The organism is Microbacterium sp., assembly GCF_031988965.1.
GTDB lineage: Bacteria > Actinomycetota > Actinomycetes > Actinomycetales > Microbacteriaceae > Microbacterium.
Window position 1 is genome coordinate 1 of the sequence record NZ_DALZXX010000030.1, and the last position, 23,961, is coordinate 23,961.

24 protein-coding genes and 1 other RNA gene are annotated in these 23,961 nt (G+C 68.5%); 10 read left to right on the top strand and 15 right to left on the bottom strand.

Translation table 11 applies throughout. From position 1 onward, the window contains the following. A partial coding sequence (locus tag RTM68_RS08070; RefSeq protein WP_312169902.1) for a 2-oxo acid dehydrogenase subunit E2 occupies positions 1–1,010 on the top strand: 1,010 nt, incomplete at its 5' end. Positions 1,011–1,021: 11 nt separating this feature from the next. Here the strand turns inward: RTM68_RS08070 and RTM68_RS08075 are convergent. After that, positions 1,022–2,542, bottom strand: a complete 1,521-nt coding sequence (locus tag RTM68_RS08075) for a hypothetical protein (RefSeq protein ID WP_312169904.1) — start codon at positions 2,540–2,542, stop codon at positions 1,022–1,024. Between the two features lie 162 nt (positions 2,543–2,704). On the opposite strand from RTM68_RS08075, the gene RTM68_RS08080 reads away from it, so the two are divergent. Further along, positions 2,705–3,415: a DUF4191 family protein gene (locus RTM68_RS08080; RefSeq protein WP_312169905.1), complete on the top strand. Its 711-nt coding sequence runs from the start codon at positions 2,705–2,707 to the stop codon at positions 3,413–3,415. A 58-nt stretch (positions 3,416–3,473) separates the two neighbouring features. On the opposite strand, the gene RTM68_RS08085 is transcribed toward RTM68_RS08080, so the two are convergent. Beyond that, positions 3,474–4,661, bottom strand: a complete 1,188-nt coding sequence (locus RTM68_RS08085; RefSeq protein ID WP_194764021.1) for a RimK family alpha-L-glutamate ligase — start codon at positions 4,659–4,661, stop codon at positions 3,474–3,476. 25 nt (positions 4,662–4,686) lie between these two features. Here RTM68_RS08085 and RTM68_RS08090 point away from each other — a divergent pair, with 25 nt between their 5' ends. Further along, positions 4,687–5,166, top strand: a complete 480-nt coding sequence (locus RTM68_RS08090; protein ID WP_308220688.1) for an ATP-dependent zinc protease — start codon at positions 4,687–4,689, stop codon at positions 5,164–5,166. A 9-nt stretch (positions 5,167–5,175) separates the two neighbouring features. On the opposite strand, the gene RTM68_RS08095 is transcribed toward RTM68_RS08090, so the two are convergent. Beyond that, positions 5,176–5,562, bottom strand: coding sequence for an RDD family protein (locus RTM68_RS08095; protein WP_194764049.1), 387 nt, complete (start codon positions 5,560–5,562; stop codon positions 5,176–5,178). A 160-nt stretch (positions 5,563–5,722) separates the two neighbouring features. Here RTM68_RS08095 and glnA (RTM68_RS08100) point away from each other — a divergent pair, with 160 nt between their 5' ends. Continuing rightward, complete coding sequence (glnA, locus tag RTM68_RS08100; protein WP_312169910.1) at positions 5,723–7,147, top strand: type I glutamate--ammonia ligase; 1,425 nt, start codon at positions 5,723–5,725, stop codon at positions 7,145–7,147. Between the two features lie 88 nt (positions 7,148–7,235). Here the strand turns inward: glnA (RTM68_RS08100) and RTM68_RS08105 are convergent, their stop codons facing one another. Together RTM68_RS08105 and RTM68_RS08110 are read right to left on the bottom strand one after the other, a co-directional pair. Continuing rightward, positions 7,236–7,415, bottom strand: a complete 180-nt coding sequence (locus RTM68_RS08105) for a hypothetical protein (protein ID WP_312169912.1) — start codon at positions 7,413–7,415, stop codon at positions 7,236–7,238. Between the two features lie 49 nt (positions 7,416–7,464). Next, complete coding sequence (locus RTM68_RS08110; protein WP_312169913.1) at positions 7,465–7,971, bottom strand: GNAT family N-acetyltransferase; 507 nt, start codon at positions 7,969–7,971, stop codon at positions 7,465–7,467. A gap of 129 nt (positions 7,972–8,100) precedes the next feature. Between RTM68_RS08110 and RTM68_RS08115 the strand changes: the two genes are divergently transcribed. Next, complete coding sequence (locus RTM68_RS08115) at positions 8,101–9,255, top strand: AI-2E family transporter (protein WP_312169915.1); 1,155 nt, start codon at positions 8,101–8,103, stop codon at positions 9,253–9,255. Here RTM68_RS08115 and RTM68_RS08120 read toward each other — a convergent pair. The 4 genes from RTM68_RS08120 to RTM68_RS08135 all read right to left on the bottom strand — a co-directional run bounded on the left by RTM68_RS08120 (position 9,242) and on the right by RTM68_RS08135 (position 14,770). Then, entirely contained in the window at positions 9,242–10,156 is a 915-nt protein-coding gene (locus tag RTM68_RS08120; RefSeq protein WP_312169917.1) for a diacylglycerol kinase family protein, read from the bottom strand. The two genes, RTM68_RS08115 and RTM68_RS08120, sit on opposite strands and share 14 nt — an antisense overlap. A gap of 73 nt (positions 10,157–10,229) precedes the next feature. Continuing rightward, the gene (locus RTM68_RS08125) at positions 10,230–13,205 is read right to left on the bottom strand and encodes a bifunctional [glutamine synthetase] adenylyltransferase/[glutamine synthetase]-adenylyl-L-tyrosine phosphorylase (protein ID WP_312169919.1); all 2,976 of its coding nucleotides are present in this window, start codon (positions 13,203–13,205) and stop codon (positions 10,230–10,232) included. A 9-nt stretch (positions 13,206–13,214) separates the two neighbouring features. Continuing rightward, positions 13,215–14,552 (bottom strand): type I glutamate--ammonia ligase, encoded by a 1,338-nt coding sequence (glnA, locus tag RTM68_RS08130; RefSeq protein ID WP_312169920.1) that lies wholly within the window; start codon positions 14,550–14,552, stop codon positions 13,215–13,217. Positions 14,553–14,554: 2 nt separating this feature from the next. Next, positions 14,555–14,770, bottom strand: a complete 216-nt coding sequence (locus RTM68_RS08135; protein ID WP_241795390.1) for an SPOR domain-containing protein — start codon at positions 14,768–14,770, stop codon at positions 14,555–14,557. 69 nt (positions 14,771–14,839) lie between these two features. Between RTM68_RS08135 and ppgK the strand changes: the two genes are divergently transcribed. After that, positions 14,840–15,586: a polyphosphate--glucose phosphotransferase gene (gene ppgK / locus RTM68_RS08140; protein ID WP_312169922.1), complete on the top strand. Its 747-nt coding sequence runs from the start codon at positions 14,840–14,842 to the stop codon at positions 15,584–15,586. A 55-nt stretch (positions 15,587–15,641) separates the two neighbouring features. On the opposite strand, the gene rnpB is transcribed toward ppgK, so the two are convergent. From rnpB to RTM68_RS08160, 4 genes are all read right to left on the bottom strand, one after another. Further along, an RNA gene (rnpB, locus tag RTM68_RS08145) (RNase P RNA component class A) lies at positions 15,642–15,998 on the bottom strand. Positions 15,999–16,023: 25 nt separating this feature from the next. Next, complete coding sequence (locus RTM68_RS08150; protein ID WP_312169923.1) at positions 16,024–17,721, bottom strand: bifunctional 3'-5' exonuclease/DNA polymerase; 1,698 nt, start codon at positions 17,719–17,721, stop codon at positions 16,024–16,026. Positions 17,722–17,746: 25 nt separating this feature from the next. Next, the gene (locus RTM68_RS08155) at positions 17,747–18,478 is read right to left on the bottom strand and encodes a C4-type zinc ribbon domain-containing protein (protein ID WP_312169925.1); all 732 of its coding nucleotides are present in this window, start codon (positions 18,476–18,478) and stop codon (positions 17,747–17,749) included. Between the two features lie 34 nt (positions 18,479–18,512). Then, positions 18,513–18,935, bottom strand: a complete 423-nt coding sequence (locus RTM68_RS08160; protein WP_312169927.1) for a YchJ family metal-binding protein — start codon at positions 18,933–18,935, stop codon at positions 18,513–18,515. A gap of 22 nt (positions 18,936–18,957) precedes the next feature. On the opposite strand from RTM68_RS08160, the gene RTM68_RS08165 reads away from it, so the two are divergent. Then, complete coding sequence (locus RTM68_RS08165; protein WP_312169929.1) at positions 18,958–19,797, top strand: aldo/keto reductase; 840 nt, start codon at positions 18,958–18,960, stop codon at positions 19,795–19,797. 62 nt (positions 19,798–19,859) lie between these two features. Then, positions 19,860–20,795, top strand: a complete 936-nt coding sequence (locus RTM68_RS08170) for an isoprenylcysteine carboxylmethyltransferase family protein (protein WP_312169931.1) — start codon at positions 19,860–19,862, stop codon at positions 20,793–20,795. Here RTM68_RS08170 and RTM68_RS08175 read toward each other — a convergent pair. Then, a complete protein-coding gene (locus RTM68_RS08175) occupies positions 20,767–21,603 on the bottom strand; it encodes a helix-turn-helix transcriptional regulator (RefSeq protein ID WP_312169932.1) in 837 nt (278 codons plus the stop codon). The two genes, RTM68_RS08170 and RTM68_RS08175, sit on opposite strands and share 29 nt — an antisense overlap. Before the next feature lie 100 nt (positions 21,604–21,703). On the opposite strand from RTM68_RS08175, the gene RTM68_RS08180 reads away from it, so the two are divergent. Then, positions 21,704–22,468 (top strand): SDR family NAD(P)-dependent oxidoreductase, encoded by a 765-nt coding sequence (locus RTM68_RS08180; RefSeq protein WP_312169934.1) that lies wholly within the window; start codon positions 21,704–21,706, stop codon positions 22,466–22,468. A gap of 42 nt (positions 22,469–22,510) precedes the next feature. Here the strand turns inward: RTM68_RS08180 and RTM68_RS08185 are convergent, their stop codons facing one another. After that, on the bottom strand, positions 22,511–23,401 hold the full coding sequence (locus tag RTM68_RS08185) for a TIGR01777 family oxidoreductase (protein WP_312169936.1): 891 nt from the start codon (positions 23,399–23,401) through the stop codon (positions 22,511–22,513). An 87-nt stretch (positions 23,402–23,488) separates the two neighbouring features. Here RTM68_RS08185 and RTM68_RS08190 point away from each other — a divergent pair. Further along, the coding region (locus RTM68_RS08190; RefSeq protein ID WP_312169937.1) for a zinc-ribbon domain-containing protein at positions 23,489–23,961 on the top strand (473 nt) is incomplete at its 3' end.

A 23,961-nucleotide genomic window follows, 5' to 3' on the forward strand; every position in this document is an offset into this window, starting at 1 on the left:
CTCCCGCAGCAGCTCCCGCTCCCGCAGCAGCACCGGCCCCCGCAGCAGCTCAGGCTCCGGCCGCTCCCGCACAGTCCGAGCAGAAGCTGTCGCTGCCCACCGAGAGCGACAACCTGTACGTCACCCCGCTGGTTCGCCGCCTGGCCTCTCAGCAGGGCGTCGACCTCGCGAGCGTGACCGGAACCGGAGTCGGCGGCCGCATCCGCAAGGAAGACGTGCTGAAGGCTGCCGAGACCGCCACCTCGGCGCCCGCGTCGGCTGCGCCGGCAGCACCTGCGCCGCTCGAGACGTCGCCGCTGCGCGGAACCACGCAGCCGATGTCGCGACTGCGCAAGGTGCTCGCCAAGCGTGCCGTGGAGTCGATGCAGCAGACCGCTCAGCTGACGACGGTCGTCGAGGTCGACGTCACGGCTCTCGCCGAGTACCGCGACAGCGTCAAGGGCTCGTTCCTCGAGAAGACCGGCGACAAGCTGTCGTTCCTGCCGTTCTTCGCTCTCGCAGCCGCTGAGGCGCTTCGCGCCTTCCCGATCGTGAATGCCACGGTCGACGGCGAGAACATCGTCTACCCCGAGTCCGAGAACGTGTCGATCGCGGTCGACACCGAGCGTGGCCTGCTCACGCCGGTGCTGCGCGATGCGGCGTCGAAGAACATCGCCGAGATCGCTCACGAGATCGCCGATCTGGCTGCCCGCACCCGCGACAACAAGCTGAAGCCCGACGAGCTCGCCGGTGGAACGTTCACGCTGACCAACACCGGTTCGCGTGGCGCGCTGTTCGACACCCCCGTCGTGTTCCTTCCGCAGTCGGCGATCCTCGGCACGGGTACCGTCGTCAAGCGCCCGGGTCTGGTCAAGGTCGGCGGGGCTGACGCGATCGCCGTCCGCTCGTACGTGTATCTCGCACTCTCGTACGACCACCGCATCATCGACGGTGCGGACGCCGCGCGCTTCCTGGGCGCCGTCAAGGCCCGCCTCGAGTCGGCGCAGTTCGCCGCTCAGCTCGGAGCCTGACCGACACAGCATCACCCTGGCTGGTCCGCGACGTCGTAGGCGTCGCGGACCAGCCATTTCTCTTCCGGTCGGACGAGCACGAGCATCCTCTGGCCGCTCGACGGCGATGCGGTCTCACCGGATGAGACAGGCGAGACCCGCACCACAGCGACGTCGCCGTACTCATCGACGAGCGACACCTGCACCTGCTGTGCGCGAGACCCCCTGTTCTCGGTGGCGAGGATGTCGCGCACCGCCGTAGATCCCGGAGCGACGGCCTCGACACACGCCTGATCACCCTGTTCTGCACAGTCGTGCACCGCCGACAGCAGCGCCGGTGCTGCACTCACTGGATCCTCGAGATCCGGAACGTCGGGCCTCGAGTCCCCCGGCCCATTGTCGGCGGTCGTCGCCTGCGGAGCGGGCGTCGAGGGTGACGGCGTCGCCTCATCGCGCCCCGGTTCCGCAGTGACCTCCGCATCGCGCCCGTCGTTCTTCATCCCTGCACCGTCCGCGGCGGGGGCTTCGCCCGTCGCACCGCCGGGCCAGAGCAGACCACCTGCGAGGATCAGGGCCCCCACTGCGCCCGCCACGACGAAGCGGCGCAGGGGACGGACGGATGCCCGCTCAACGCCCTCACCCCGGCGGTGGGCGCTCTGGGGTGCCGCGTGGTCGGTTGTCATCCGGCGACCCGACGTGACGAACCGAGAGCGACAGCGAGCGATCCATCGCGTCATCACGCGTACCGATGCGATCGTGGCGAGACGCACCGTATGAACGACTCCCGACCGCTCCGCGGCCTCGATCCCCCGCGCTGCCGCTCGCGCATCGCGCCGGGTCTCGATGGGCGCCGCCCGCAGGCTGCGGGCCATCTCGTTGTCTCGTGCCCGTTCCGGAGCATGGGTGTCTCGTCGCAGTGGGCGCGGGGCGGCGATCGCGAAGAGCTCGCCCTCCCAGAGCTGAAGCCGGCGGGTGGGCGCGCCCGGTCGCTGGGCGTCCTTCTGCAGCCCCTCCCGGATCGACGCCAGGAGTCTCGCCGAGGTGCGATCGACCGTGGTCCTCTGAACTCGGTCGATGAGTGCCGCCGCCGCCATGCGCGCATCGTCGCCCTGACCGATGACGAACAGCGGGCGTCCACGGTCGGAGAGCCACCACTCTCCGGTCTCGGTGGCCGAGGGCGAGCGTCCGAGCTCGTCGAGGCCGCGCAGCAGGCTGCCGACGAGCGTGCTCACCTCCCCCGCGGAGAGGATCTCTGCGACGGCCTCGCGGCGCCCGAGGAAGACGGCGACGCGCTCGGTGCACCAGGGCAGCAGCACGTCATGTCCGTCGCCGCGGCGTACGACGTCCAGCGGACCCGCGACATGCTCGTCGCCCGCGTGCGCCCACCCCGCCCATCCGCTGAGAGCGTCGGCATCCGTCAGCACCGCCACAGACTCACGGTCCGTGACGAGGGCACCCGCGAAAGGCCCTTCGTCGACATCGAGGAGCCGGATGACCCTGTGGGCACCCGGCACCAGCATGGTGGTGTCATGATGAACGTCCGCAATGCGCATCCGCCCATCCCACCGTCTCCGGCGCGGGGGCAGTGGCACTCCGCACGAATGTGCGCCGATTCGCTGCGAGGTCCGCCCGGTGCAGAAGCACTGCCGCCGAGGCGAATCCGCCTCACGCGAACGAGGTCATGAAGACCCCGGGCAATCGGTATTCTTGAAAGCATGGCAAACCGCACGCCCGCGCCCGAGAAGCGCCCCGGGTTCTTCTCCCAGATCAAGTCCCTCTTCAGGTTCACCCGTGAGGTGTACCCGTGGCTTCCCTGGGCTCAGATCGCCCTGCTGGTGCTGGGTGTGCTCCTCGGCCTCATCGTCGGCTACCTCATCCCGCCCTTCCAGATCTGGACGCTCATCCTCTGGGCGATCTCCGGACTCATGGTCGGCGTGCTCGGGTCGATGTTCCTCATGACCCGACTGTCGACCTCTGCGATGTACCAGAAGATCGAAGGCAGGCCCGGCGCGGCCGGGCATGTCATGAGCACCAGCCTCGGCCGCCACTGGTCAGCGACCGATGCCCCTGTCGGCATCAACCCGAAGACGCAGGACGCTGTGTACCGCACCGTCGGTCGCGGTGGCGTCGTCGTGGTCGGTGAAGGCGCTCGGGGCCGTCTCACGCGACTGGTGAACGATGAGCGCAGCAAGGCCGCTCGTGTCGCCCACGGCGTGCCGGTCACCGTCCTCTACGTCGGCACCGGCGAAGACGACCTGCGCATCGCCGACCTCGCGAAGACGATCAAGAAGCTTCCGAAGGCGATCGACAAGGCGACCATGGGCGCGGTGCTCCGTCGCATCGAATCCGTGTCCCAGTCGATCTCGTCGCTTCCGATCCCGAAGGGCATCGACCCGACGAAGGTCCGCGCTCAGCGTCCGCGCTGATCCCGACCACCCGCACGCACGAAGCCGCCCTCCTCGGAGGGCGGCCGCGCTTCGTCGTTCACTCGGAGAGCGGCTGACGCGGGAGCCGGCGCACCTTGGCGCGGCGCCGACGACGCTCGGGGATCATGGATCGCATCTCGTCGAGCTTGCCGAAGCAGAACAGACGGTCATCGGCCTCGAGCACGACGTGCTTGCGGGGATTCGGGATCACGCTGACTCCACGGTGCAGGGTCAGCACCGTGATGTCACGCTCCCAGAGCCCCGCTTCGCCCAGGGTCTTCCCGACGAGGTCCACGGCGCCGTGCACCATCAGCTCGGCGACGCCGTAGCCCGTCGAGACCGTGAGCCGCTGGCGGACGTCGATCTCGGGGAATGCCACCTGACCGGCGATGTAGTCGATGATCGCCCCGGCCACGTCGAGCTTGGTCGCCGTCTCGATCCCCTGCAGCCCCGGCGAGGAGTTGACCTCCATCACGAGGGGGCCGTCCTCGCCCTCGAGCATGTCGACCCCGGCGACCCTCAGGCCCATGATCTGGGCGGACCGCACGGCGGCGCGCTCGTAGACCGGGTCGAGCTCGATGGCCTCGACCGAGCCGCCACGGTGCACGTTCGAGCGGAACTCGTCGCCCGCAGCCGAGCGACGCATCGCCGCGACGACCCGGTCGCCGACGACGAGGGCGCGGATGTCGCGGCCCCGGCTCTCGGAGATGAACTTCTGGATCAGCACGTTCTGCTTGGTCGAGTGGAGCGTCTCGATGATCGCCTCGGCGACCTTGACCTGAGGCGCGAGGATCACGCCGATGCCCTGGGTGCCCTCGAGCAGCTTGATGACGACGGGCGCACCGCCGACGCGCTCGATCGCGGGGCGCACGTCGGCTCGGTTGCGCACGAACGCGGTGGGAGGCATCGCGATGTTGTGTCGGGAGAGGATCTGGTTGGCGCGGAGCTTGTCGCGTGCGCTGGAGATGCCGTTCGCCGTGTTCGGCGTGTAGACGTCCATCTGCTCGAACTGCCGCACCACGGCCGTGCCGAAGTACGTGATGGAGTTGCCGATGCGCGGGAGGATCGCGTCGTAGTCGCTGAGCTGACGTCCGCGGTAGTGCAGGTCGGGTTCGTCTGCGGTGAGATCGATCGCGAATCGCAGCGTGTTGAGCACCTTGACGGTGTGGCCGCGCTGCAACGCGGCCGCGCGCAGTCGTTGGGTGGAGTACGCCTGCGGCGCACGGGAGAGCACTGCGATCTTCACGGGGATTTCCTGCCAGGATGGTCGGGTGAGCAAGTCATCCCATTCAAACACTCTTATCGGGTGGCGAGAATGGGTGAGCCTGCCCGATCTCGGCGTCGACTGGATCAAAGCCAAGATCGACACGGGAGCACGCACTTCTTCGCTGCACGCTTTCGACATCCACGAGTTCGAGCGCGACGGCGCGTCGTGGGTGAGATTCCAGGTCAAGCCCTGGCAGGACAGCCAGGAGGACTCGGTCGTCGTCGAGTCGCCCGTGCACGATCGGCGCGAGGTGCGCAGCTCCTCGGGCCATGCACAGCGACGCTATGTCGTCGAGCTGCTCATCCGTCTCTACGACCGCGAGGTGCTCGCCGAGGTCACTCTGAGCAACCGCGACGAGATGGGCTTCCGCATGCTGATCGGGCGCGAGGCGCTGCGCCAGGGCTACGTCGTCGACCCGGCGCGGTCGTTCGTCGGGGGTCGCGCGCCGCGTGAGGCGCGACGGCGCAATCGCGGCAAGGACTGATCCGTCCGCTCAGGCCCGGATCAGCACCAGCCCGGATGCCTTGTCATGCAGCCCGCGCTGATCCGCATCCCAGATGACGGCGGGGATGACCACGACGATCAGGAGCGTCCTGACGATCGGCCGCCAGACGCCGACCCAGCCGCCCGAGAATCGGATGACCCTCATGCCGAGGATGCGGTGACCGGGACTTCCGCCCGCGGTCGGGATGAACAGGATCTGCAGCAGCGCGAACACCGCCAGCGGAGCGAACTGCGTGAGACCCGCCTCGCTGGGAAGCGCGAACTGATCGAAGCCGAGGAATCCCGTCGCGATGATCGTCGCCGCGGCGTAGTCGATCAGAAGAGCCCCGATCCGGCGCCCCGGGCGGGCGATGCTTCCGGGTCCCGCCTCCGGCATTCCGAGTCGTTCTCCGGGGTACGTATTAGCGGCATCCGTCACGTCATAAGCCTACCGGCGCGTAACATCCCCGAAACAAAGTCGATACCGTGGGGTAACGCCCTGCACGTACTGTGCACAATGGCCGTGAAGCCATCGATCCGCAATCCAGGAGTCGTACATGTTCAAAGATTCGTCCGAGGTGCTCGCCTACATCAAGGAGAACGACGTCAAGTTCCTTGACATCCGATTCACCGACCTCCCTGGTGTCCAGCAGCACTTCAACATCCCCGCCTCCACCGTCGACGAGGACTTCTTCACTGACGGACAGCTGTTCGACGGCTCCTCGATCCGCGGCTTCGCGAGCATCCACGAGTCCGACATGCAGCTCATCCCCGATGTCACGACGGCGTACATCGACCCGTTCCGCGAGGCCAGCACCCTCGTGATGATCTTCGACATCTACAACCCGCGCACCGGCGAGATCTACTCGAAGGACCCGCGTCAGGTCGCCAAGAACGCCGAGAAGTACCTCGCGTCCACCGGCATCGCCGACACCGCGTTCTTCGCTCCCGAAGCCGAGTTCTACATCTTCGACGAGGTCCGTTACTCGGTCACCGCCGGCGAGAGCTTCTACAAGGTCGACTCGGAAGAGGCGGCGTGGAACACCGGCCGTGAGGAAGAGGGCGGCAACCTCGGCAACAAGACCCCGTACAAGGGCGGCTACTTCCCCGTCTCCCCCGTCGACAAGACGGCCGACCTGCGCGACGACATCACGCTCAAGCTGATCGACGCCGGTTTCATCCTCGAGCGTTCGCACCACGAGGTGGGCACCGCGGGTCAGCAGGAGATCAACTACCGCTTCGACACCATGGTGCACGCGGCCGACGACATCCTGAAGTTCAAGTACATCGTCAAGAACACGGCAGACCAGTGGGGCAAGACCGCCACGTTCATGCCGAAGCCGCTGTACGGCGACAACGGCTCGGGAATGCACACGCACCAGTCGCTCTGGAGCGACGGCAAGCCGCTGTTCTACGACGAGGCCGGCTACGGCCAGCTCAGCGACATCGCCCGCTGGTACATCGGTGGAATCCTCGCCCACGCCCCGGCACTGCTCGCGTTCACCAACCCGACGCTGAACAGCTACCACCGCCTGGTCAAGGGCTTCGAGGCTCCGGTCAACCTGGTCTACTCGGCCGGCAACCGCTCCGCCGCGATCCGCATCCCGATCACGGGCTCCAACCCCAAGGCCAAGCGCATCGAGTTCCGCGCGCCTGACGCCTCGGGCAACCCGTACCTCGCGTTCGCCGCACAGCTCATGGCGGGCCTGGACGGCATCCGCAACCGCATCGAGCCCCACGAGCCGGTCGACAAGGACCTCTACGAGCTGCCGCCCGAGGAGGCCAAGAACATCCCCCAGGTGCCGAACTCGCTGCTGGACTCGCTCGAGGCCCTGCGCCAGGACCACGCGTTCCTGCTCGAGGGCGGCGTGTTCACCGAGGAGCTCATCGAGACCTGGATCTCCTACAAGTACGAGAACGAGATCCTGCCGATGGCCCAGCGCCCGCACCCGTTCGAGTTCGAGCTGTACTACGGCGTCTGATCCAAACCCTGACGAGGCCCGGTTCCGTGCGAAAGCGCGGGACCGGGCCTTCGCCGTGCGTCAGGACGCACAGGCCGAGCGCGGCCAGTCAGAGCAGTTGCAGGGGCACGAGATGCCCCGGCTGATCCATTGTGCGCAGACACGGCTCCGTCGCCTGGTCGCCCATGCAGGTCGACCAGGTGTCCGCGGTGATCAGCGCTCCCGTCGCACCGATCAGCAGCAGTCCCGCCGTGGCAGACCACGAGGCGATGCCTGCGACCCGTGTCATGGGGCTGTCCCCGTCATGAATGACTCCCTCGGTCGGCGTGCACGCCACGCTACCGCTCGGTCTCGAGGTCGAGCACCCACTCGTTCATCGTCAGCTCTGCGCCTCGGAAGGTCTCGGTGATCGAGCCGACGAGCTCGAAGCCACCACGACGGCAGAGCGCATTGGAGCCCGGATTCGTCACCGACGGGAACGCGGTCAGGAATCGACGTCCGTCTCGATGGACACGAGCGTCATCGATCAGCAGGCGCAGGGCGCGCGACGCGATCCCTCGTCCTTGCGCCTCGGGAACGACGAACCATCCCGTCTCCAGCGCCGGCTCATCCCGCCACTCACTCTTCCAGTGGCCGATGGACCCGACCGCTTGTGTCGCGTCATCTTCGATCACGAACATCCGCGCTTCGCCGGTCACCCGCAGGCGCAGGTACCGGGCGCTGCGTGCCGCCAGCTGCTCCTCGGTTTCGGGGCCGTTCAGATGGGCTGTCATCTTGGCGGTGTTCGCCAGCCGAAGCAGACCGATGTCATCGGCCGACCAGGGGCGCAGCGTGATCGTCTCCATGGACGAACGATGACACAGGCCACGGACACGCGCGACGCACCCCGCAACCGCGCGTGACCGTGTCGCGCTTGCTTTCGCCCTGTGCGACTGGTCAACTGAGGGGTCCGATCGAAAACAGTGGGGGCCGCAATGCGCCGCAAGCACGACAAGCCGCAGTCGAAGAGGGTCTTCACCTCCGAGACTCCCCCGGCGCAGCCGAAGACCGCAGCCGCGGCGATAGCTCGCATCAACCCGTTCATGTACGGCCTCCTCGGCGCTCTCGGCGTGCTGGTGGCACTGATGCTCGGCGGGATCGTCAATCAGCTCGCGACCGTACTCGTCTACATCGGAGTGGCGATCTTCCTCGCTCTCGGCCTCGACCCGATCGTCGCCTTCCTCGAGCGCAAGCTCCCGCGTCCGGCCGCCGTCGCGATCGTCGTCGCCGGGGTCGTGCTCGCCTTCGCGGGCATCATCCTGGCGATCGTGCCGATTCTCGTGGAGCAGGTCGCGAACCTGATCGAGAACGGCCCGCAGATGGTCAAGGACATCATGGCGTCGGCCTGGTTCAAGGACCTCAACGCTCAGTTCGGGTCGACGTTCGAAGACGCGGCGAACGGGGTCCTGTCGTTCCTGCAGGATCCGGGCAACCTCGCCGACATCGGCGGCGGAGTCTTCGCGGTCGGTGCAGGGATCGCCGGCGGATTCACCGGCGTCACGATCGTGCTCATCCTCACGCTCTACTTCATGGCGTCGCTGCGCAGCATGAAGGGCGTCGCGGCGCGATTCGTGCCCGCCTACCAGCGCGACACGTTCAGCGGCCTCCTCGACGACGTCTCGGGCGCGGTGGGGCGGTATGTGATCGGTCAGGCCAGTCTCGCGCTCGTCAACGGCGTCCTGAGCCTGATCTTCCTGAGCATCATCGGTGCACCGGTGCCCGCTCTGCTCGCCCTGATCGCCTTCATCGGCTCGATGATCCCGCTCGTGGGCACCTTGAGCGCTTCGATCATCAACTCGCTGATCTGTCTGATCGTGAGCCCTGTCACCGCCCTGATCGCGTTCGTCTACTACCTCGTGTACATGCAGATCGAGGCGTACGTCCTGTCTCCGCGCATCATGAACAAGGCAGTGGCCGTTCCCGGCGCGCTCGTCGTCATCGCCGCAGTCGCGGGTGGTGCACTCGGCGGGATCCTCGGCGCACTGGTCGCCATCCCGGTCGCGGCCAGCATCATCATCATCGTTCAGAAGGTCGTCTTCCCGACGCAGGACAGCAAGGTCGTGCCGCCGGGAACCCTCAGCGAACGGTGAGCGCGGCGGGCTGGACCCGCACCGTGAACTTCGTGACCTCGCCGACCTCTTCACCGTCGATCTCGAATGCCAGCGGCGACGCGAGCTCGATCGTGGCGCGCTCGGCAGAGATGTGCCGCGTCGAATCGGTGCTCACGGCCTCGTCGACGCTGCCGAGGATGCGACGGATGCCGTTCTCCCAGACGAAGGAGCGCATCGTGTCGAGCCACTGCAACGGACCGTCCGCACTGACGAGCAGGATGTCGAGCAGACCGTCGTCCAGCACGGCATCGGGCAGCAGGCGGATGCCGCCCTGCACCATCCCGCAGTTGCCGATCAGCATGGTGTGGCCGCGCATCTCCTGCGCGTCGCCGTCGTCGAGGGTCACCGTGATGTCGGTCATCTCGGTGCCCGCGAGGGCACGCCCCATCGCCTCGACGTAGGCCAGCCACCCGGCCTTGTCCTTGAGGTCGTCATCCGTCTCGACGAGCATCTGCGCATCGATGCCGAACCCGACCATGACGACGAACGCGTGTTCGGTGCCGTCGTGATCGACCCACCCGACGTCGATCTTCGTGGGCTCGCCGTCACGGACCCGCTTCAGCGCCGCGGGAATGTCGTTGAGCGGGATCTCGAGGTTGCGCGCCAGGAGATTCCCCGTGCCCTGAGGGACGATGCCCAGAGCCGTCTCCGTGCCTGCGAGGGCTTCGGCGACCGCGCGCACGGTTCCGTCACCGCCGACGGCGACCACGACATCGCAGCCCGCTTCGACGGCGAGCTCGGCCATTCCGCGGCCCGGATCGTCGATGCTGGTCTCCCACCACTCCACTTCCGAGGTGAAGGTGTCGGACACGGCGGCGCGCAGCTTGTCCTCGTCGATTTTCGACGGGTTCCAGATCACACCGAGCTTCGAGATCGTCATGCGCTCAGCCTGTGCGACAGGGGCCGAAAAGGCAAACGACGCGCCCGTGATCGCCGCGGCGGTCGACCGTGTGTCACCCGTAGAACAGGTCCTCGAACGCTCTGCGCGCGCGACGTGTCACTCCCAGGTAGTCGTCGTCGAGCACGCTCGCCGACCGGTCCGGGTATCCGAGCAGCCGGCCCACGGCGTCGAGGTCACGAGGATCTGTCGGCAGGACGTCGCTGGTCTTGCCCGTGTACAGCGTGATCGCGGAGCGGAGACGGCTCGACAGCAGCCAGGCATCGCGGAGCAGCTCCGCCGACTCCGGCGGGACGAATCCGGCCTCCACGGCGGCGTCGAGAGCGGTGAGGGTCGACGTGGTCCGCAGCGCGGGAATCTCGTTCGCATGCTGCAGTTGCAGCAGCTGCACGAGCCACTCGACATCGCTCAGGGTGCCGGGTCCGAGCTTCAGGTGACGTCGGGGATCGACGCCCTGAGGCAACCTCTCCCCCTCGACGCGTGCCTTGATGCGCTTGATCTCGCGCGAGCCCTGCAGATCGATCGCCGCGGGATAGCGGATGCTGTCGGCGAGCTCGGTGAAGCGGGCGATGAGCTTGGAGCTGCCGGCGACACCTCGAGCCCGCAGCAGCGCCTGAGCCTCCCACGACAGCGACCAGCGTCGGTAGTACTCGGCGTAGGCGTCGAGTGTGCGCACCACGGGTCCGTTGCGCCCTTCGGGGCGGAGGTCGGCGTCGAGGTCGAGAGGCACCCGATGGTCGGTCAGATGCTCGCGGAGTCCGGCGACGATTCGCGTCGCGAGCGACTGCGCGCGCTGGGGGTCGACGCCGTTCGCGTCGTACACGTACAGGATGTCGGCGTCGGAGCCGAATCCGAGTTCCGCTCCCCCGAATCGCCCCATCGCGATCACCGCGAAGTCCATGGCGTCGTCCTCGACGGGAACGATCTCGCGCCGCACGGCGCGGAGCGCCGCCTGGATGGTCGCCTCCGTGATCTCCGTGAGCGACCTCGCGATCTCCTCGATCGTGAGAACATCGAGGACACCTCCCATCGCGGTGCGCAGCAGCTCGCGCCGCCGCAGGGCGCGCACGGCCTGCAGAGCGCCGCCGATCGTCTCGTGACGCGTCTGGATGGCCCGCGCCTCTTCGTCGATCGCCGCGCCGCTGCGGGGCCGCAGGAGATCGCTGCTGTCGAGCCAGGCCACGGATTCCGGGATCCACTCCATGAGCTCGCCGACATAGCGCGACGACGACAGCAGCCGCGTCAGGCTCTCGGCGGCTCCCGAGGAGTCGCGCAGCATGCGCAGGAACCAGGGAGTGTCGCCGAGCCGTTCGCTGATCCGCCGGAAGGCGATCAGCGCGTAGTCGGGGTCGCTGCCGTCCGCGAACCAGCGCACCATGACGGGCATGAGATGGCGCTGGATGGTCGCCTTGCGGCTGAGTCCGGTCGTGAGTGCGCCGATGTGCCGCAGCGCCCCCGCGGGGTCGCGGAAGCCGATCGCCATCAGGCGGTCATGCGCCTGGGCGGTCGAGAGCGTCCGCTCCTCTTCCGGCAGCGACGCGACGGCGCTGAGGAGAGGGCGGTAGAAGAGCTTCGTGTGGATGTCGCGCACCTCGCGGCGCACGCTCTCCCACCGGGCCCAGATCGCCTCACCGGAGTCGGCGAGCCCTGAGCTCCGAGCGAGCACACGGAGTCCTGCAGGGGTCCGCGGCATCAGATGAGTGCGACTCAGCTCTCGCAGCTGCAGACGGTGCTCCATGACGCGGAGGATGCAGTAATCGTCGGCGAACGTCCCCGCCTCGGCGCGGCCGATGTACCCGCCGTCGACGAGCGCGTCGAGACTCTCCAGGGTGCCGCGCGTGCGCAGCCGCGGATCGGTGAGCCCGTGCACGAGCTGCAGCAGCTGCACGGTGAACTCGATGTCGCGGAGTCCGCCCGAGCCGAGCTTGAGCTGGTACGGAGCGTCCGCCGGGTCGATGTACTCCATCACCCGCTCGCGCATGCGCTGCACGCTGTCGACGAAGTTCTCCCTGGCGGCACTGGAGAACACCTTCGGCTGCACCGCAGCGATGTACTCGGCGCCCAGAGCCGGGTCGCCGGCGAGCGGCCGTGCCTTGAGCAGCGCCTGGAACTCCCAGCTCTTCGCCCATCGGTCGTAGTACGCCAGGTGCGACGAGAGCGAACGCACGAGAGCTCCCTGCTTGCCCTCGGGGCGCAGCGCGGCATCCACCTCCCAGAGCGGGGGTTCCACCTCGATCCCGCTGAGGCCCCGCATGGTCTCGCGCGCGAGGCGTGTCGCGATGTCGATCGCCCGCGCTTCGTCGACGACCTCCTCATCGGCGGTGCCTCCCACGAAGATGACGTCGACATCGCTGACGTAGTTCAGCTCGCGCGCTCCGGCCTTGCCCATGCCGATCACGGCGAGCTGCGTCGCGGCGACCTGCTCACGGCGCAGCGTGTCGGACAGACGCGTCCTGGCGACCGCGAGTGACGCCTCGAGCGCAGCCCCCGCGATGTCGGCCAGCGCCGCGGCGATATCTGCCAGGACCATCACGGGATTGTGCGCGGCGAGGTCGAAGGCCGCGATCGCGGCCAGATTGCGGCGATACGCGACGCGAAGGGCCACCACCGCGGCGTCGTCTCCGGATGCCGCGAAGCCCTCGTGGGCGCCGACCGCATCGAGCAGGCGGCGGCGCAACTCGTCGGCTGAGGGAAGCGCCCGCATCGGCTCCGCCAGCACGGAGATCTCCCCGGGATGCCGCAGGAAGAAGTCCGCGAAGCCGGTCGACGCACCGAAGACCCGCCATGCGCTGCGCCGTGCGTCGGCATCCGAGAACAGCGCCGCCACGGGCGCCGCGTCTCGGCGTGCGACCCGCAGCATCCCGTCGACCGCGGTATCGGGATCGGCGGCCACCGCTCCGTCGAGGACAGTCGCTCGGTCGACACCGAGCAGGCCGGCCAGTTCAGCGAGGTTCGCCGCCGCATCGCTCAGCTCGGCGAACCCGAGTCTGGCCAGCGCCGAGAGGGAGACCGAATCGTCAGTGCGGGCCATGCGCGCGTGTCAGAGCAGCTCGAGGTTGTTCTTCAGCTCCAGCGGCGTGACCTGGCCACGGTAGGCCTCCCACTCCTTGCGCTTGTTCAGCAGCACGTAGTTGAAGACCGACTCGCCCAGAGTCTCGGCGACGAGCTCCGACGTCTCCATGTACTCGAGAGCGTGGTCGAGGCTCGCGGGCAGCGCGGCGGAGCCGAGAGCACGCCGCTCGGCGTCGCTCAGCGACCACACGTTGTCCTCGGCCTCGGGCGGGAGCTCGTACTCGTCCTCGATGCCCTTGAGGCCCGCGGCGAGCATGAGCGCGTATGCGAGATACGGATTCGCCGCCGAGTCGAGAGCGCGGTACTCGACACGCGAGGACCCGCCCTTGTTCGGCTTGTACATCGGCACGCGCACGAGCGCGGAGCGGTTGTTGTGCCCCCAGGTGACGAAGCTCGGTGCCTCGTCGCCACCCCAGAGTCGCTTGTAGGAGTTCACGAACTGGTTCGTGACCGCGGAGATCTCGTTGGCGTGACGCAGCAGCCCGGCGATGAAGTGACGGCCGGTCTTCGAGAGCTGGTACTTGGCGCCCTCTTCGTAGAACGCGTTGCGCTCGCCCTCGAACAGCGACATGTGCGTGTGCATCCCGCTGCCGGGGTGACCGCTGAGGGGCTTCGGCATGAACGTCGCATACACGCCCTGCTCGATCGCGACCTCTTTGATCACGGTGCGGAACGTCATGACGTTGTCGGCCATCGTGAGCGCATCCGCGTAGCGCAGATCGATCTCGTTCTGACCGGGACCGCCCTCGTGGTGGCTGAACTCGACCGAGATGCCGAGGTCTTCGAGCATGCGCACCGAGCGGCGACGGAAGTCGTGCGCCGTGCCGCCGGGAACATTGTCGAAGTAGCCCGCGGAGTCGACCGGAACCGGCCCTTCGGGCCCGAACGACGACGACTTGAGCAGGTAGAACTCGATCTCGGGGTGCGTGTAGAACGTGAATCCCGCGTCGGCGGCCTTCGCGAGCGTGCGCTTGAGCACGTGCCGGGGATCGGACACGGCCGGGCGACCGTCGGGTGTCGTGATGTCGCAGAACATGCGCGCGGTCGGGTCGATCTCTCCGCGCCACGGCAGTGTCTGGAAGGTGGTCGGGTCGGGCTGGGCGAGCAGATCCGACTCGTAGCTGCGGGTGAGCCCCTCGATCGCGGAGCCGTCGAAGCCGATGCCCTCGGCGAAGGCGCCCTCGACCTCGGCCGGCGCGATGGCCACGGACTTGAGCGTGCCGATCACGTCGGTGAACCACAGGCGCACGAACTTGACGCCACGCTCTTCGATCGTCCGGAGGACGAAATCCCTCTGCTTGTCCATCGTCACTCTGCGCCCTTGCCGATTCCGGAGTCCCAGCCGCTCTCGGCGGCCTCCTCATCGGCCCAGGCGCGAGAGCGCTCCTTGAGCTTCTCGGGTGCCCGAGAGGCCTCGGCCTCCGTGTCGAAGGGGCCGACACGATCGGCGGATGCGGAGATCATGCCGAACTCCACCTGACCGGTCTCCAGGTTGTACCAGTACTTCTCATCGCCGTTCGACATGGCAGATCCCCTTCATCACGTGATGTCATCGATCCTACTGGCGCGGAGCACCTGGCTAAGCTATCGATCATGGCAAAAGCGATCGGCGTCGACATCGGCGGCACGGGTATCAAGGCAGGCATCGTCGACCTCGAGCACGGGACCATGGCATCCGACAGGGTGCGCGTCCCCACTCCTGAGGGCGCTTCTCCCCAGGATGTGCTGCAGGCCGTGCAGACGGTTCTCAAGACGCTCGACGTGCACGACTCGACTCTTCCGCTCGGTGTGGCGTTCCCCGCCATCGTGAAGCGCGGCAAGACGCTCTCGGCCGCCAACGTCTCGAAGGAATGGATCGACTTCGACGCCGAGCGCTTCTTCCGCGACGGTCTGGGTCGCAACATCGTCTTCGTGAACGACGCGGATGCGGCCGGCGTCGCCGAGGCCCGCCACGGCGCGGCGCGCGACGTGCGCGGCTTCACGCTGCTCACCACCCTCGGCACGGGAATCGGATCCGCCTTCCTGTATGACGGCGTCCTGCTGCCGAACACCGAGCTCGGACACCTCAACTTCGGAAAGTACGAGTCGGTCGAGACGTTCGCCGCCACGTCGGCACGCGAGCGCGAAGGACTCTCCTGGGCCGAGTGGGCCGAGCGTCTGCAGGCGTTCTACTCGCACATCGAGTTCCTCTTCAGCCCGGACCTCTTCGTGGTCGGCGGCGGCGTGTCGAAGAACGCGGGAGACTTCCTTCCCCTGCTCGACCTCAAGACCCCGATCGTCCCGGCGATCCACCGCAACAACTCGGGCATCATCGGCGCGGCATCGCTCGCCGGCGACTGACCCCGCTCATGACGAAGGCCCCGCTGAGTCAGCGGGGCCTTCGTCATGTCTGAGGCGAATGGGCCGACCTGTACGCCGGGTTCTGTTCCGGGGTTCTTCGCCCCTTCGACGGCCATCTCTCTCGGCGACACGTTGCCGTGGCACTCTAGCGGTCTACCCGAGGACTCGGCGAGCCGCGTCATCATCCTCTGTCTGACCTTGCTCCGGACGAGGTTTACCTGGCGGGCCGTGTCACCACGGCCCCCGGTGGTCTCTTACACCACCCTTTCACCCTTACCCCTTGCGGGGCGGTCTGCTCTCTGTGGCACTTTCTCGCGGATCACTCCGGGTGGGTGTTACCCACCGTCCTGCCCTGAGGAGCCCGGACGTTCCTCGGTGCGGTTGCCCGCCACGCGACCGTCCAGTCGACCCATTCGCCCTGCCAGTCTACGCGGGCGTCACTTCTCCGCCGACTCCGCGATGCGAAGGTCGAGCGGAACGTCGATCGGGAACTCGCCGAACAGTCGCCGAGTGGCGACGGCCGCCGCCTCGCGCACCGCATCCGCTGCAGCATCCGCCTGCTCGTGCGGCACATGGAGGATGACCTCGTCGTGCAGGAAGAACGCCAGGTGAGCCCTGGTCGCGAAGGCACCGGATGCCGGTGCGGGTCGCGCGGCCTCGGGGAGTCGCTGCAGACGATGCCTGATCTCGGCGAGCCAGATCAGCGACCACTCGGCCGCGGTCCCCTGCACGACGAAGTTGCGCGTGAACCGGCCCCACTCGCGAGCACGGCGCCGTGCGACCGCGACGTCGGCCGCATCGGCTTCGGCATCCGTGGCGTGTGCCTGCAGGCTCTCCCACTCGACCGACGGCCGGGGCGACGATCTGCCGAGCCACGTCGACACGACGCCCCCGTCCTCTCCGATGCGGGCGGCCTTGTCGACGTGCGCCATGGCCCGTGGGTAGACCTTGCGGAGCCGAGGGACGAGTCTGCCGCTGTCGCCCGTCGTGGCGCCGTACATCGCGCCCAGCACGGCGTACTTCGCCTCCTCCCGCGTGCCGACCGCGCCCGACTCGACGACACCGGCGTACAGGTCCTTGCCCTGCGCCGCACGGGCCATGGCCCGGTCTCCGGCCATCGCCGCGAGCATGCGCGGTTCGAGCTGCGCGACATCGGCGACCACCAGCGTCCAGCCCTCGTCGGCACGCACCGCGGCACGCAGAGTGCGAGGCAGCTGCAGCGCACCGCCTCCGGCTGATGCCCAGCGTCCGGTGACGACACCGCCGGGGATGTACACGGGCCGGAAGCGCCCCTCACGCACCCACTCCGCGAGCCACGCCCATCCGTTGGCGCTGAGCAGGCGCGAGAGCTGCTTGTACGCCAGAAGGGGCTGCACCACGGCGTGGCTGTGCTGTGCGAGCTCCCACTTGCCGGTCGACTCGACCTGCACCCCCACCCGATGCAGAGCGCGCAGCAGCTTCGGCTGGCTTTCGAGATTCAAGGTCGGGTCGCTCAGGATGGCCCTGACCCGGTCGCCCTCGGCGACCATCCGGCTCGGAGCGCCACCCGCGACGGGACGCGTGCCGAGGATCTCGGTGAGGATGGCGTCGTGCACCGACTCGTTCCAGGGCAGGCCTGCGGCGCGCATCTCCTCGGCGATCAGACCGCCCGCGGACTCCGCGGCGGTGAGCAGCGTGAGTCGACCGTCCTTTCCGTCTCGCAGCACCCGCCGCTGCTCGCGGTACTGCGCGAGCGCGTCGCCCACCGGATCACCGGAATCGCTCTGCTCGATGACGTCGAACAGGGTCGGCGCGTCGTCGGCGGGCTCGCGGCGCACCCATGACGCCGACGGCGCCAGCGGTCGAGCGACCCGGTCGGTGTCTCGGAGAACGGCATGGCAGAGCAGCAGGTCGTGGGAGCGGCCGAGGAGCACACCCTGATCGAGCAGCGCGGGATAGATCTCGCGCGCACTGCGGATCACCCACCTCGGCGGATTCGCGGCCTCCTGCGCCGCGACCCAGGCGGGCATGTCAGCGGTCGTCAGATCGACCCTCTCCAGCTCGGAGTCGTCGTCATCGAGCTCGACCGCGGCATAGCCACGTCGGTCGACGGCGAGAAGCGCGACACGACGTTCCGTCGACGGCTTCCGCGTCACCGCCCGAACGCGCGCGGCGCGAGGGTCACAGTCCCGATTCCTCGGTGCGCACCAGGATGCACCCGCACTCGGGGCAGGAGACGACAGCATCGGATGCCGCACGGCGGATGTCGTTCAGGTCTGTTCCGGGCAGCAGCATCCGGCATCCCTCGCAGGTTCCGCGGGTCAGAAGTGCGGCGCCGGCGCTGTTCGCCGCACGCCGCGTGTACTCGGCCAGGAGCGGCGCGGGAAGCGATTCAGTGACGGCCTGACGATCGCGCGCGAGTTGCGAACCGAGCTCTGTCGCCGCCGCCACATCGGCCTTGGCCTGCGAGGTGAGGGCGCTGCCTTCGGACGTCGTGACGTCGAGCAGGGCCTGCTGCGCGGCGACTGCGGCATCGGCATCCTCCACCCGCGCCATCACGGCGAGCTCGATGTCCTCGAGGTCGCTCTGACGCTTGGCCAGGCTGGCGAGTTCGTGTTCGAGGGCCTGCGCCTCCTTGGCGTTCGTCGCCGCGGCGAGCCGTTCGGAATCACGCGTCCGACGCTGCTCGACGAGGGTGACGTCGGACTCGAGACGCTTCAGCTCGGTGCGCGCATCGTCGCGGGTGCCCGTGAGCGTCGTGAGCTCACGCAGCTGCTCCTGCCGGATGGCCACGAGCTCGGCGATGCGAGAGGCCTGAGCAGGCTTGGTCCGCGCTCGCTCGGCCTGCGCGATGCGCCGGTCCAGGTCGGCGACGTCGAGCAGGATGCGCTGGTGTTCGGGGCTGGCGTTCACGCTCTCAAATCTACCCGTTGCGAGGGCGGAGCCATCACCCGATCTCGCCGTCGACGTAGAACCACCGACGGTCGTCGCGTGAGAAGCGGCTCCGCTCTCGCAGCGATCCTCGTCGATCGCCCTGCCGCCAGAAGGCCTCGAACTCGACGACGCCCTCGCGATCGAAAGGACCGCCGCCCACACGGTCGACGATGACCAGACGTCGCCACTCGAGGTCGTCGTCGAGATCGATGTCGCTCGGGCGCGTCGACGGATGCCAGGTCGCTCGCAGATGGTCCGCGTCACGCAGCGCGAAAGCGGTGTACCGCGAGCGCATCAGGCGTTCAGCGGTCGACGCCGGTGCACCGTCGAGCAGCGGACCACAGCATGCACCGAGCACGTCGCCGGATCCGCACGGGCAACGCGCCGAGTCGTCGCGGATCCTGTCATCGGACGCCATGTTCTGCGCTCCCGTCATGCCTCCAGCGTACGCTGGCGCCATGACGGCTCTTCCTCGTTTCACGGCTCACAACGGCTTCTCCCTGCCCGCCCTCGGATTCGGAACCTATGCGCTGAACGGCGACGCGGGTGCCGATGCCGTGGCGACGGCGATCGGTGCCGGTTATCGCCTCATCGACTCCGCATTCAACTACGAGAACGAGGGATCCGTGGGCCGCGGGGTGGCCGCAGCGGGCGTCGATCGGTCCGAGCTGATCGTGACCACCAAGCTTCCGGGCCGCCACCATGCCCGGCTGAAGGCGCGGGCCAGCATCGAGGAGAGCCGCTCCCGGCTCGGACTCGACGCCACCGATCTGCACCTCATCCACTGGCCGAACCCCTCGCAGGACGAGTACGTGCAGGCATGGGAGGCTCTGGTCGAGGCGCAGCAGCGCGGCGTGGTCCGACAGATCGGCGTCTCGAACTTCCTGCCCGAGCACCTCGAGCGCATCGAGCGCGAGACGGGCGTTCGGCCGGTCGTGAACCAGATCGAGGTTCATCCGTACTTCCCCCAGGACGAGCAGCTCGCGTACCACCGCGAGCACGGCATCCTCACGGAGGCATGGAGCCCGCTCGGCCGAGCGAAGGAGCTGATCGAGGAGCGCGTGATCACGGAGATCGCCGCCGCTCACGGCATCTCGCCGGCGCAGACGGTTCTGGCCTGGCACGTCGCGCGCGAGACGGTCGCCATTCCGAAGGCCGCATCGCTCGAGCACCAGCAGTCGAATCTCGCCGCGGGCGCGGTCGACCTCGACGCCGCAGAGGTCGAGGCGATCACGGCGCTCGGACGCGCCGACGGTCGACTGTTCGACGGGGACCCCGCGACGCACGAGGAGTCCTGAGTCCGAGTCGCCGAGTGCGGCGCGTTCGTCGACGACACCTCCGCCGCTCCTAGACTGACGGGATGCTCGTCGTCGCCGGGATCCGGGTCATTCCTCTGACGGCACGCGCGTACTTCGGCATCCAGGCACTGGCCGGCGCAGCGTGGTGGACAGCCGTGTTCCTGTCGGATGCGGTGCGCATCGCGACCCTCGGCGATCTGCCGGTCGCCCCGATCGCGACGGTCGACATCCCGCTGTTCGTGGTCGCGTCGACTCTGGCCGCCGCCGGTCTGCGCCGGGCGGTGTGGGTCGTCGTGCCCTGGACACTGCTCGTCGCGGTCGGGATGGTCGTCTACGCGACCGCGACGACGACTGCCGGGTGGGGCGCGCTGCTGATGGTGCTCGCGGGCGCAGCGAGCCTCGGCGCGGGCATCGTCATGCAGGTCGGCCGCGCGCCGGTCGAATGGCTCGTGACCGGACCCTTCGCCTTCCGCACGTCGGCGACCGTCGGAAAGGGTCGGATCCTCGCGCGCACAGGTCTGCAGACGGTGTTCTTCTGGGGGACCTTCCTGCTCGTCCTGCCGCTCGGGATCTCGTTCGTCGAATCGCGATGGATGCTGAGCATCGACGTCCCCCTCGCCGTGCGTGTCATCGGCATCGTCCTGCTCGCTGCGGCGACCGCTCTGGGCGTGTGGTCGGCCGTGTCGATGTCGGTCGAGGGAGAGGGAACTCCCCTGCCCTCGCAGATGGCTCGTCGCCTCGTGGTCGCAGGTCCCTACCGCCACGTGCGCAACCCCATGGCGGTCGCCGGCATCGCTCAGGGGGTCGCTGTGGGCCTCATCCTCGGTTCCTGGCTGGTCGTGGCATACGCCCTGTGCGGCTCGGTGATCTGGAACTCCGTGGTGCGACCGCTCGAGGAGGCCGACCTCGAAGACCGGTTCGGCGCCGAGTTCGCCGACTATCGTTCCCGGGTGTCGTGCTGGGTGCCGGTCAGACGCGCTGCGTTCCGAGCACCCTGATCAGTTCGAGCTTGCTCGCCGCCTCACTCCCGGGTGCTGCGGTGAGCACGACCAGTGCCTGCGACTCGTCCTCGGTGAACAGCGCCTGGCAGTCGACCTCGATCTCGCCGAGTTCGGGATGGATCAGCACCTTGTGCAGCTCGAACCGCCGACGGACCTCGTGCACCGCCCAGAGCTCGGCGAACTCCGGGCTGCGCGCGATCAGCTCGCGCACGATCTCTCCCGCGCGCGACGCGTCGCCCAGCGCTCCGTATGCGGCCCTCAGCGAGGCCACGTGCACACGGCTGTGCCGTTCGTGCGCCGATTCCGGATATCGTCGGCGCTCCTCGTCCGGGTACACGAACCAGCGGTAGATGCCGCTGCGATCCAGGCCCTCGAGCGCGCTCGCATCGCCGAGCAGCGCACGCGCCGCGTCGTTCTGGACGAGCACCTCATCGAGGACCGAGACCACGAATGCCGGGGTGTCGTCGAGGCGGTCGAGCACACGGAGCATCCCGGGATGCACGTAGTCCGTGAACACCGCACGATCCGGCGCGCTGTGACCGCTCACCCGGTGCAGGTAGTCACGCTCGTCGGGGGTGAGCCGCAGCGCCCGCGCGAGGGAGCCGACGATCTGGATGCTGGGCTGCGGCCCCCGGCGCTGCTCGAGCCGTGAGTAGTAGTCGGTGGACATCGCCGCGAGCTGAGCGACCTCTTCACGACGAAGCCCCGGGGTCCTCCGGCGCACGCCGTCGCTCAACCCCACATCGCCGGGCTGCAGCTGCTCCCGCCGCCGAACGAGGAACTCCGCCAGCGCATCTCTGTCCATTCGAGAAGTATCCCGCGCCCACCCTCGGTCATCCAGGGATCGCCGATCCCTGGATGACCCGTCTCTGGAGCGATTCGCGGCGCACACCGAGGGTGGAATCATGAACATCAGCGGAAACACCATCTTCATTCCCGGGGCGACGAGCGGCATCGGACTCGCGCTCGCTCAGCGTCTCGCCGAACGGGGCAACACGGTCATCGTCGGCGGGCGCCGAGCCGAGCTCCTCGAGCGCATCTCGACCGAGCACCCGGGCATCCGCACCGTGCGGATCGACACGACAGATGCCGGGAGCATCCGCGACGCCGCGCGCATCGTGCTCGACGAGCATCCCGCCCTCAACGTCCTCATCACCATGGCCGGCATCATGCGGGCCGAGGACTGGACTCATCCCGAGAGCATGCTGGAGACCGCGGAGACGACGGTGACGACCAATCTGCTCGGCCCGATCCGCCTGATCGCGGCCTTCATGGACCACCTGCGGTCGAGGCCGGACGCGACGATCATGACCGTGTCGTCGGGACTCGCCTTCGCTCCCTTGCGCGCCACACCCACCTACAACGCCACGAAGGCGGCGATCCACATGCTGAGCGAATCGCTGCGACTGCAGCTCGCGGGGTCGACGGTGAGGGTCGTCGAACTCGAGCCGCCGGCCGTGCGCACGGCTCTCATGCCCGGGCACGAGACGAACGAGTTCGCGATGCCGCTCGACGATTTCGTGTCCGAGGTGATCGGACTCATCGACGCCCAGCCCGAAGCGACCGAGATCCAGGTGGAGAGCGTGAAGTTCCTGCGCTACGGCGAGGCCCGCGGGGACTACGCCCAGGTCGTCGCGACACTCAATCGTGTCGACCCGCACGCCCACTGACCGCAGTGCTCATCCACGCGGTCAGGGTGATCGGCGCGCGTGTCAGAGAGCGGAGTCGACCGCCGACTCCGCGGTGCGGTGACGGAACGTGAAGCCGGATGCCTCGAGCGCGGCAGGGCGCACATCGGCGTCAGACACCAGCAGCGAGTCGGCCGCGGCGGCGCTGAGAGCGAGGCGCAGAGCGAAGGCCGGAGCCGGGAGCCAGAACGGACGCCGCATCCTGCGGGCGAGCGCCCTGCCGATGTCGTTCGCGGAGGCCGGTGTGGGGCCGGTGAGGTTCACCGGCCCCACGAGCTGCCGATCGATGATGTGTCGGATGGCGCGCACCTCGTCGTCGAGAGAGATCCACGGCCACATCTGGGTCCCCGGCCCGATCGGACCGGCGAGCCCGAAGCGCGTGAGCTGGATCAGCGGCTTCAGGACGCCGCGTCGGTGGATGATCGGCGCCGTACGCAGCAGTGCGACCCGCGCATGATCACCCGCCCGCGCGGCCTCGTCCTCCCAGCGCACGCAGAGCTCGGCAAGAAAGGTGTCGCCTGCCGGGGAGGCCTCGGTCAGTGTCGCGCCGGGCGCAGATCCGTAGTAGCCGACGGCCGAAGCCGACACGAGGGCCGGGGCGTCGGCTCCCAGGGCGCGCACGGCGGTCGCGATCGTGCGGGTCGTGGTCAGTCGCGATCGGACGAGTTCACGCCGATAGCCGGGCGTCCATGGCAGGCGTCCCACGCTCGCGCCGCCCAGAGCGACGACCGCAGAGGCGCCGGCGAGCACCTTCGGGTCGAGGTCTCGCTCGCCCGGCGCCCACTGCACCTCACCGGCACGCCGCGGCGGCCGACGGACGAGAGTGGTGACGTCGACGGCATCCTCGCGCAGCGACGCCGCCAACGCCGTGCCGATGAGTCCGGATGCTCCGCTGATGACGATCCGCTGTGCCATGGCTGCTCCTGCCTTCCGGGATATCACCCATGTCCGAGTCTGTCACGCACGGGCGCGGCAGGGCGCCAGTTCTCCAAGGGACGGGCGGTGCCCTACGAGGTGGGCACCTACCGGACAGCCTGGGCGGCCTATCCGGAACTGATCCGGCAGTATCACCCCGAGTTGAACGGCGGGATCACCCTCTCGCAGGTGCCGCTGGCCGCAGACGTACTGCTCTGCTGGGAGTGCCGCGTCGGCCATCGGTTCGCGGCGACCCCGACGGAGCAGCGCGAGCGCCCTGGTCGGGTGCGCCGACAGTCGGCATGGTGCCCCGAGTGCTCGTCGCTCGCGCGCCCGCAGCCGGTGGTCCTCGGCGAGCCCCGGGCGATCCCGCGGGCCCCGAGGCGTGCAGCCGCCGCGCTGTGCACCAAGACTCCCCCGTTGCGCACGGGCGAGGCGTTTCGCAGCGAGTGCGCACCGGCACCGGCGTCCGCCGCCGAGGGCCGTCTCCGCCAGATGCTCGGCGCGCGGCTCGCAATGGCACCCGATGTCAACGCCGTCAAGATCGCGCGTCCGTTCTT

Coding starts and splice junctions, on each gene's coding strand:
- RTM68_RS08105 (WP_312169912.1), bottom strand. CDS start 7,415: ATGACACGGGTCGCAGGCATCGCCTCGTGGTCTGCCACGGCGGGACTG.
- RTM68_RS08120 (WP_312169917.1), bottom strand. CDS start 10,156: ATGACGATCTCGAAGCTCGGTGTGATCTGGAACCCGTCGAAAATCGAC.
- glnA (WP_312169910.1), top strand. CDS start 5,723: ATGTTCAAAGATTCGTCCGAGGTGCTCGCCTACATCAAGGAGAACGAC.
- RTM68_RS08080 (WP_312169905.1), top strand. CDS start 2,705: ATGGCAAACCGCACGCCCGCGCCCGAGAAGCGCCCCGGGTTCTTCTCC.
- ppgK (WP_312169922.1), top strand. CDS start 14,840: ATGGCAAAAGCGATCGGCGTCGACATCGGCGGCACGGGTATCAAGGCA.
- RTM68_RS08170 (WP_312169931.1), top strand. CDS start 19,860: ATGCTCGTCGTCGCCGGGATCCGGGTCATTCCTCTGACGGCACGCGCG.
- RTM68_RS08135 (WP_241795390.1), bottom strand. CDS start 14,770: ATGTCGAACGGCGATGAGAAGTACTGGTACAACCTGGAGACCGGTCAG.
- glnA (WP_312169920.1), bottom strand. CDS start 14,552: ATGGACAAGCAGAGGGATTTCGTCCTCCGGACGATCGAAGAGCGTGGC.
- RTM68_RS08095 (WP_194764049.1), bottom strand. CDS start 5,562: ATGCCGGAGGCGGGACCCGGAAGCATCGCCCGCCCGGGGCGCCGGATC.
- RTM68_RS08075 (WP_312169904.1), bottom strand. CDS start 2,542: ATGCGCATTGCGGACGTTCATCATGACACCACCATGCTGGTGCCGGGT.
- RTM68_RS08165 (WP_312169929.1), top strand. CDS start 18,958: ATGACGGCTCTTCCTCGTTTCACGGCTCACAACGGCTTCTCCCTGCCC.
- RTM68_RS08110 (WP_312169913.1), bottom strand. CDS start 7,971: ATGGAGACGATCACGCTGCGCCCCTGGTCGGCCGATGACATCGGTCTG.
- RTM68_RS08115 (WP_312169915.1), top strand. CDS start 8,101: ATGCGCCGCAAGCACGACAAGCCGCAGTCGAAGAGGGTCTTCACCTCC.
- RTM68_RS08180 (WP_312169934.1), top strand. CDS start 21,704: ATGAACATCAGCGGAAACACCATCTTCATTCCCGGGGCGACGAGCGGC.
- RTM68_RS08185 (WP_312169936.1), bottom strand. CDS start 23,401: ATGGCACAGCGGATCGTCATCAGCGGAGCATCCGGACTCATCGGCACG.
- RTM68_RS08160 (WP_312169927.1), bottom strand. CDS start 18,935: ATGACGGGAGCGCAGAACATGGCGTCCGATGACAGGATCCGCGACGAC.
- RTM68_RS08125 (WP_312169919.1), bottom strand. CDS start 13,205: ATGGCCCGCACTGACGATTCGGTCTCCCTCTCGGCGCTGGCCAGACTC.
- RTM68_RS08175 (WP_312169932.1), bottom strand. CDS start 21,603: ATGGACAGAGATGCGCTGGCGGAGTTCCTCGTTCGGCGGCGGGAGCAG.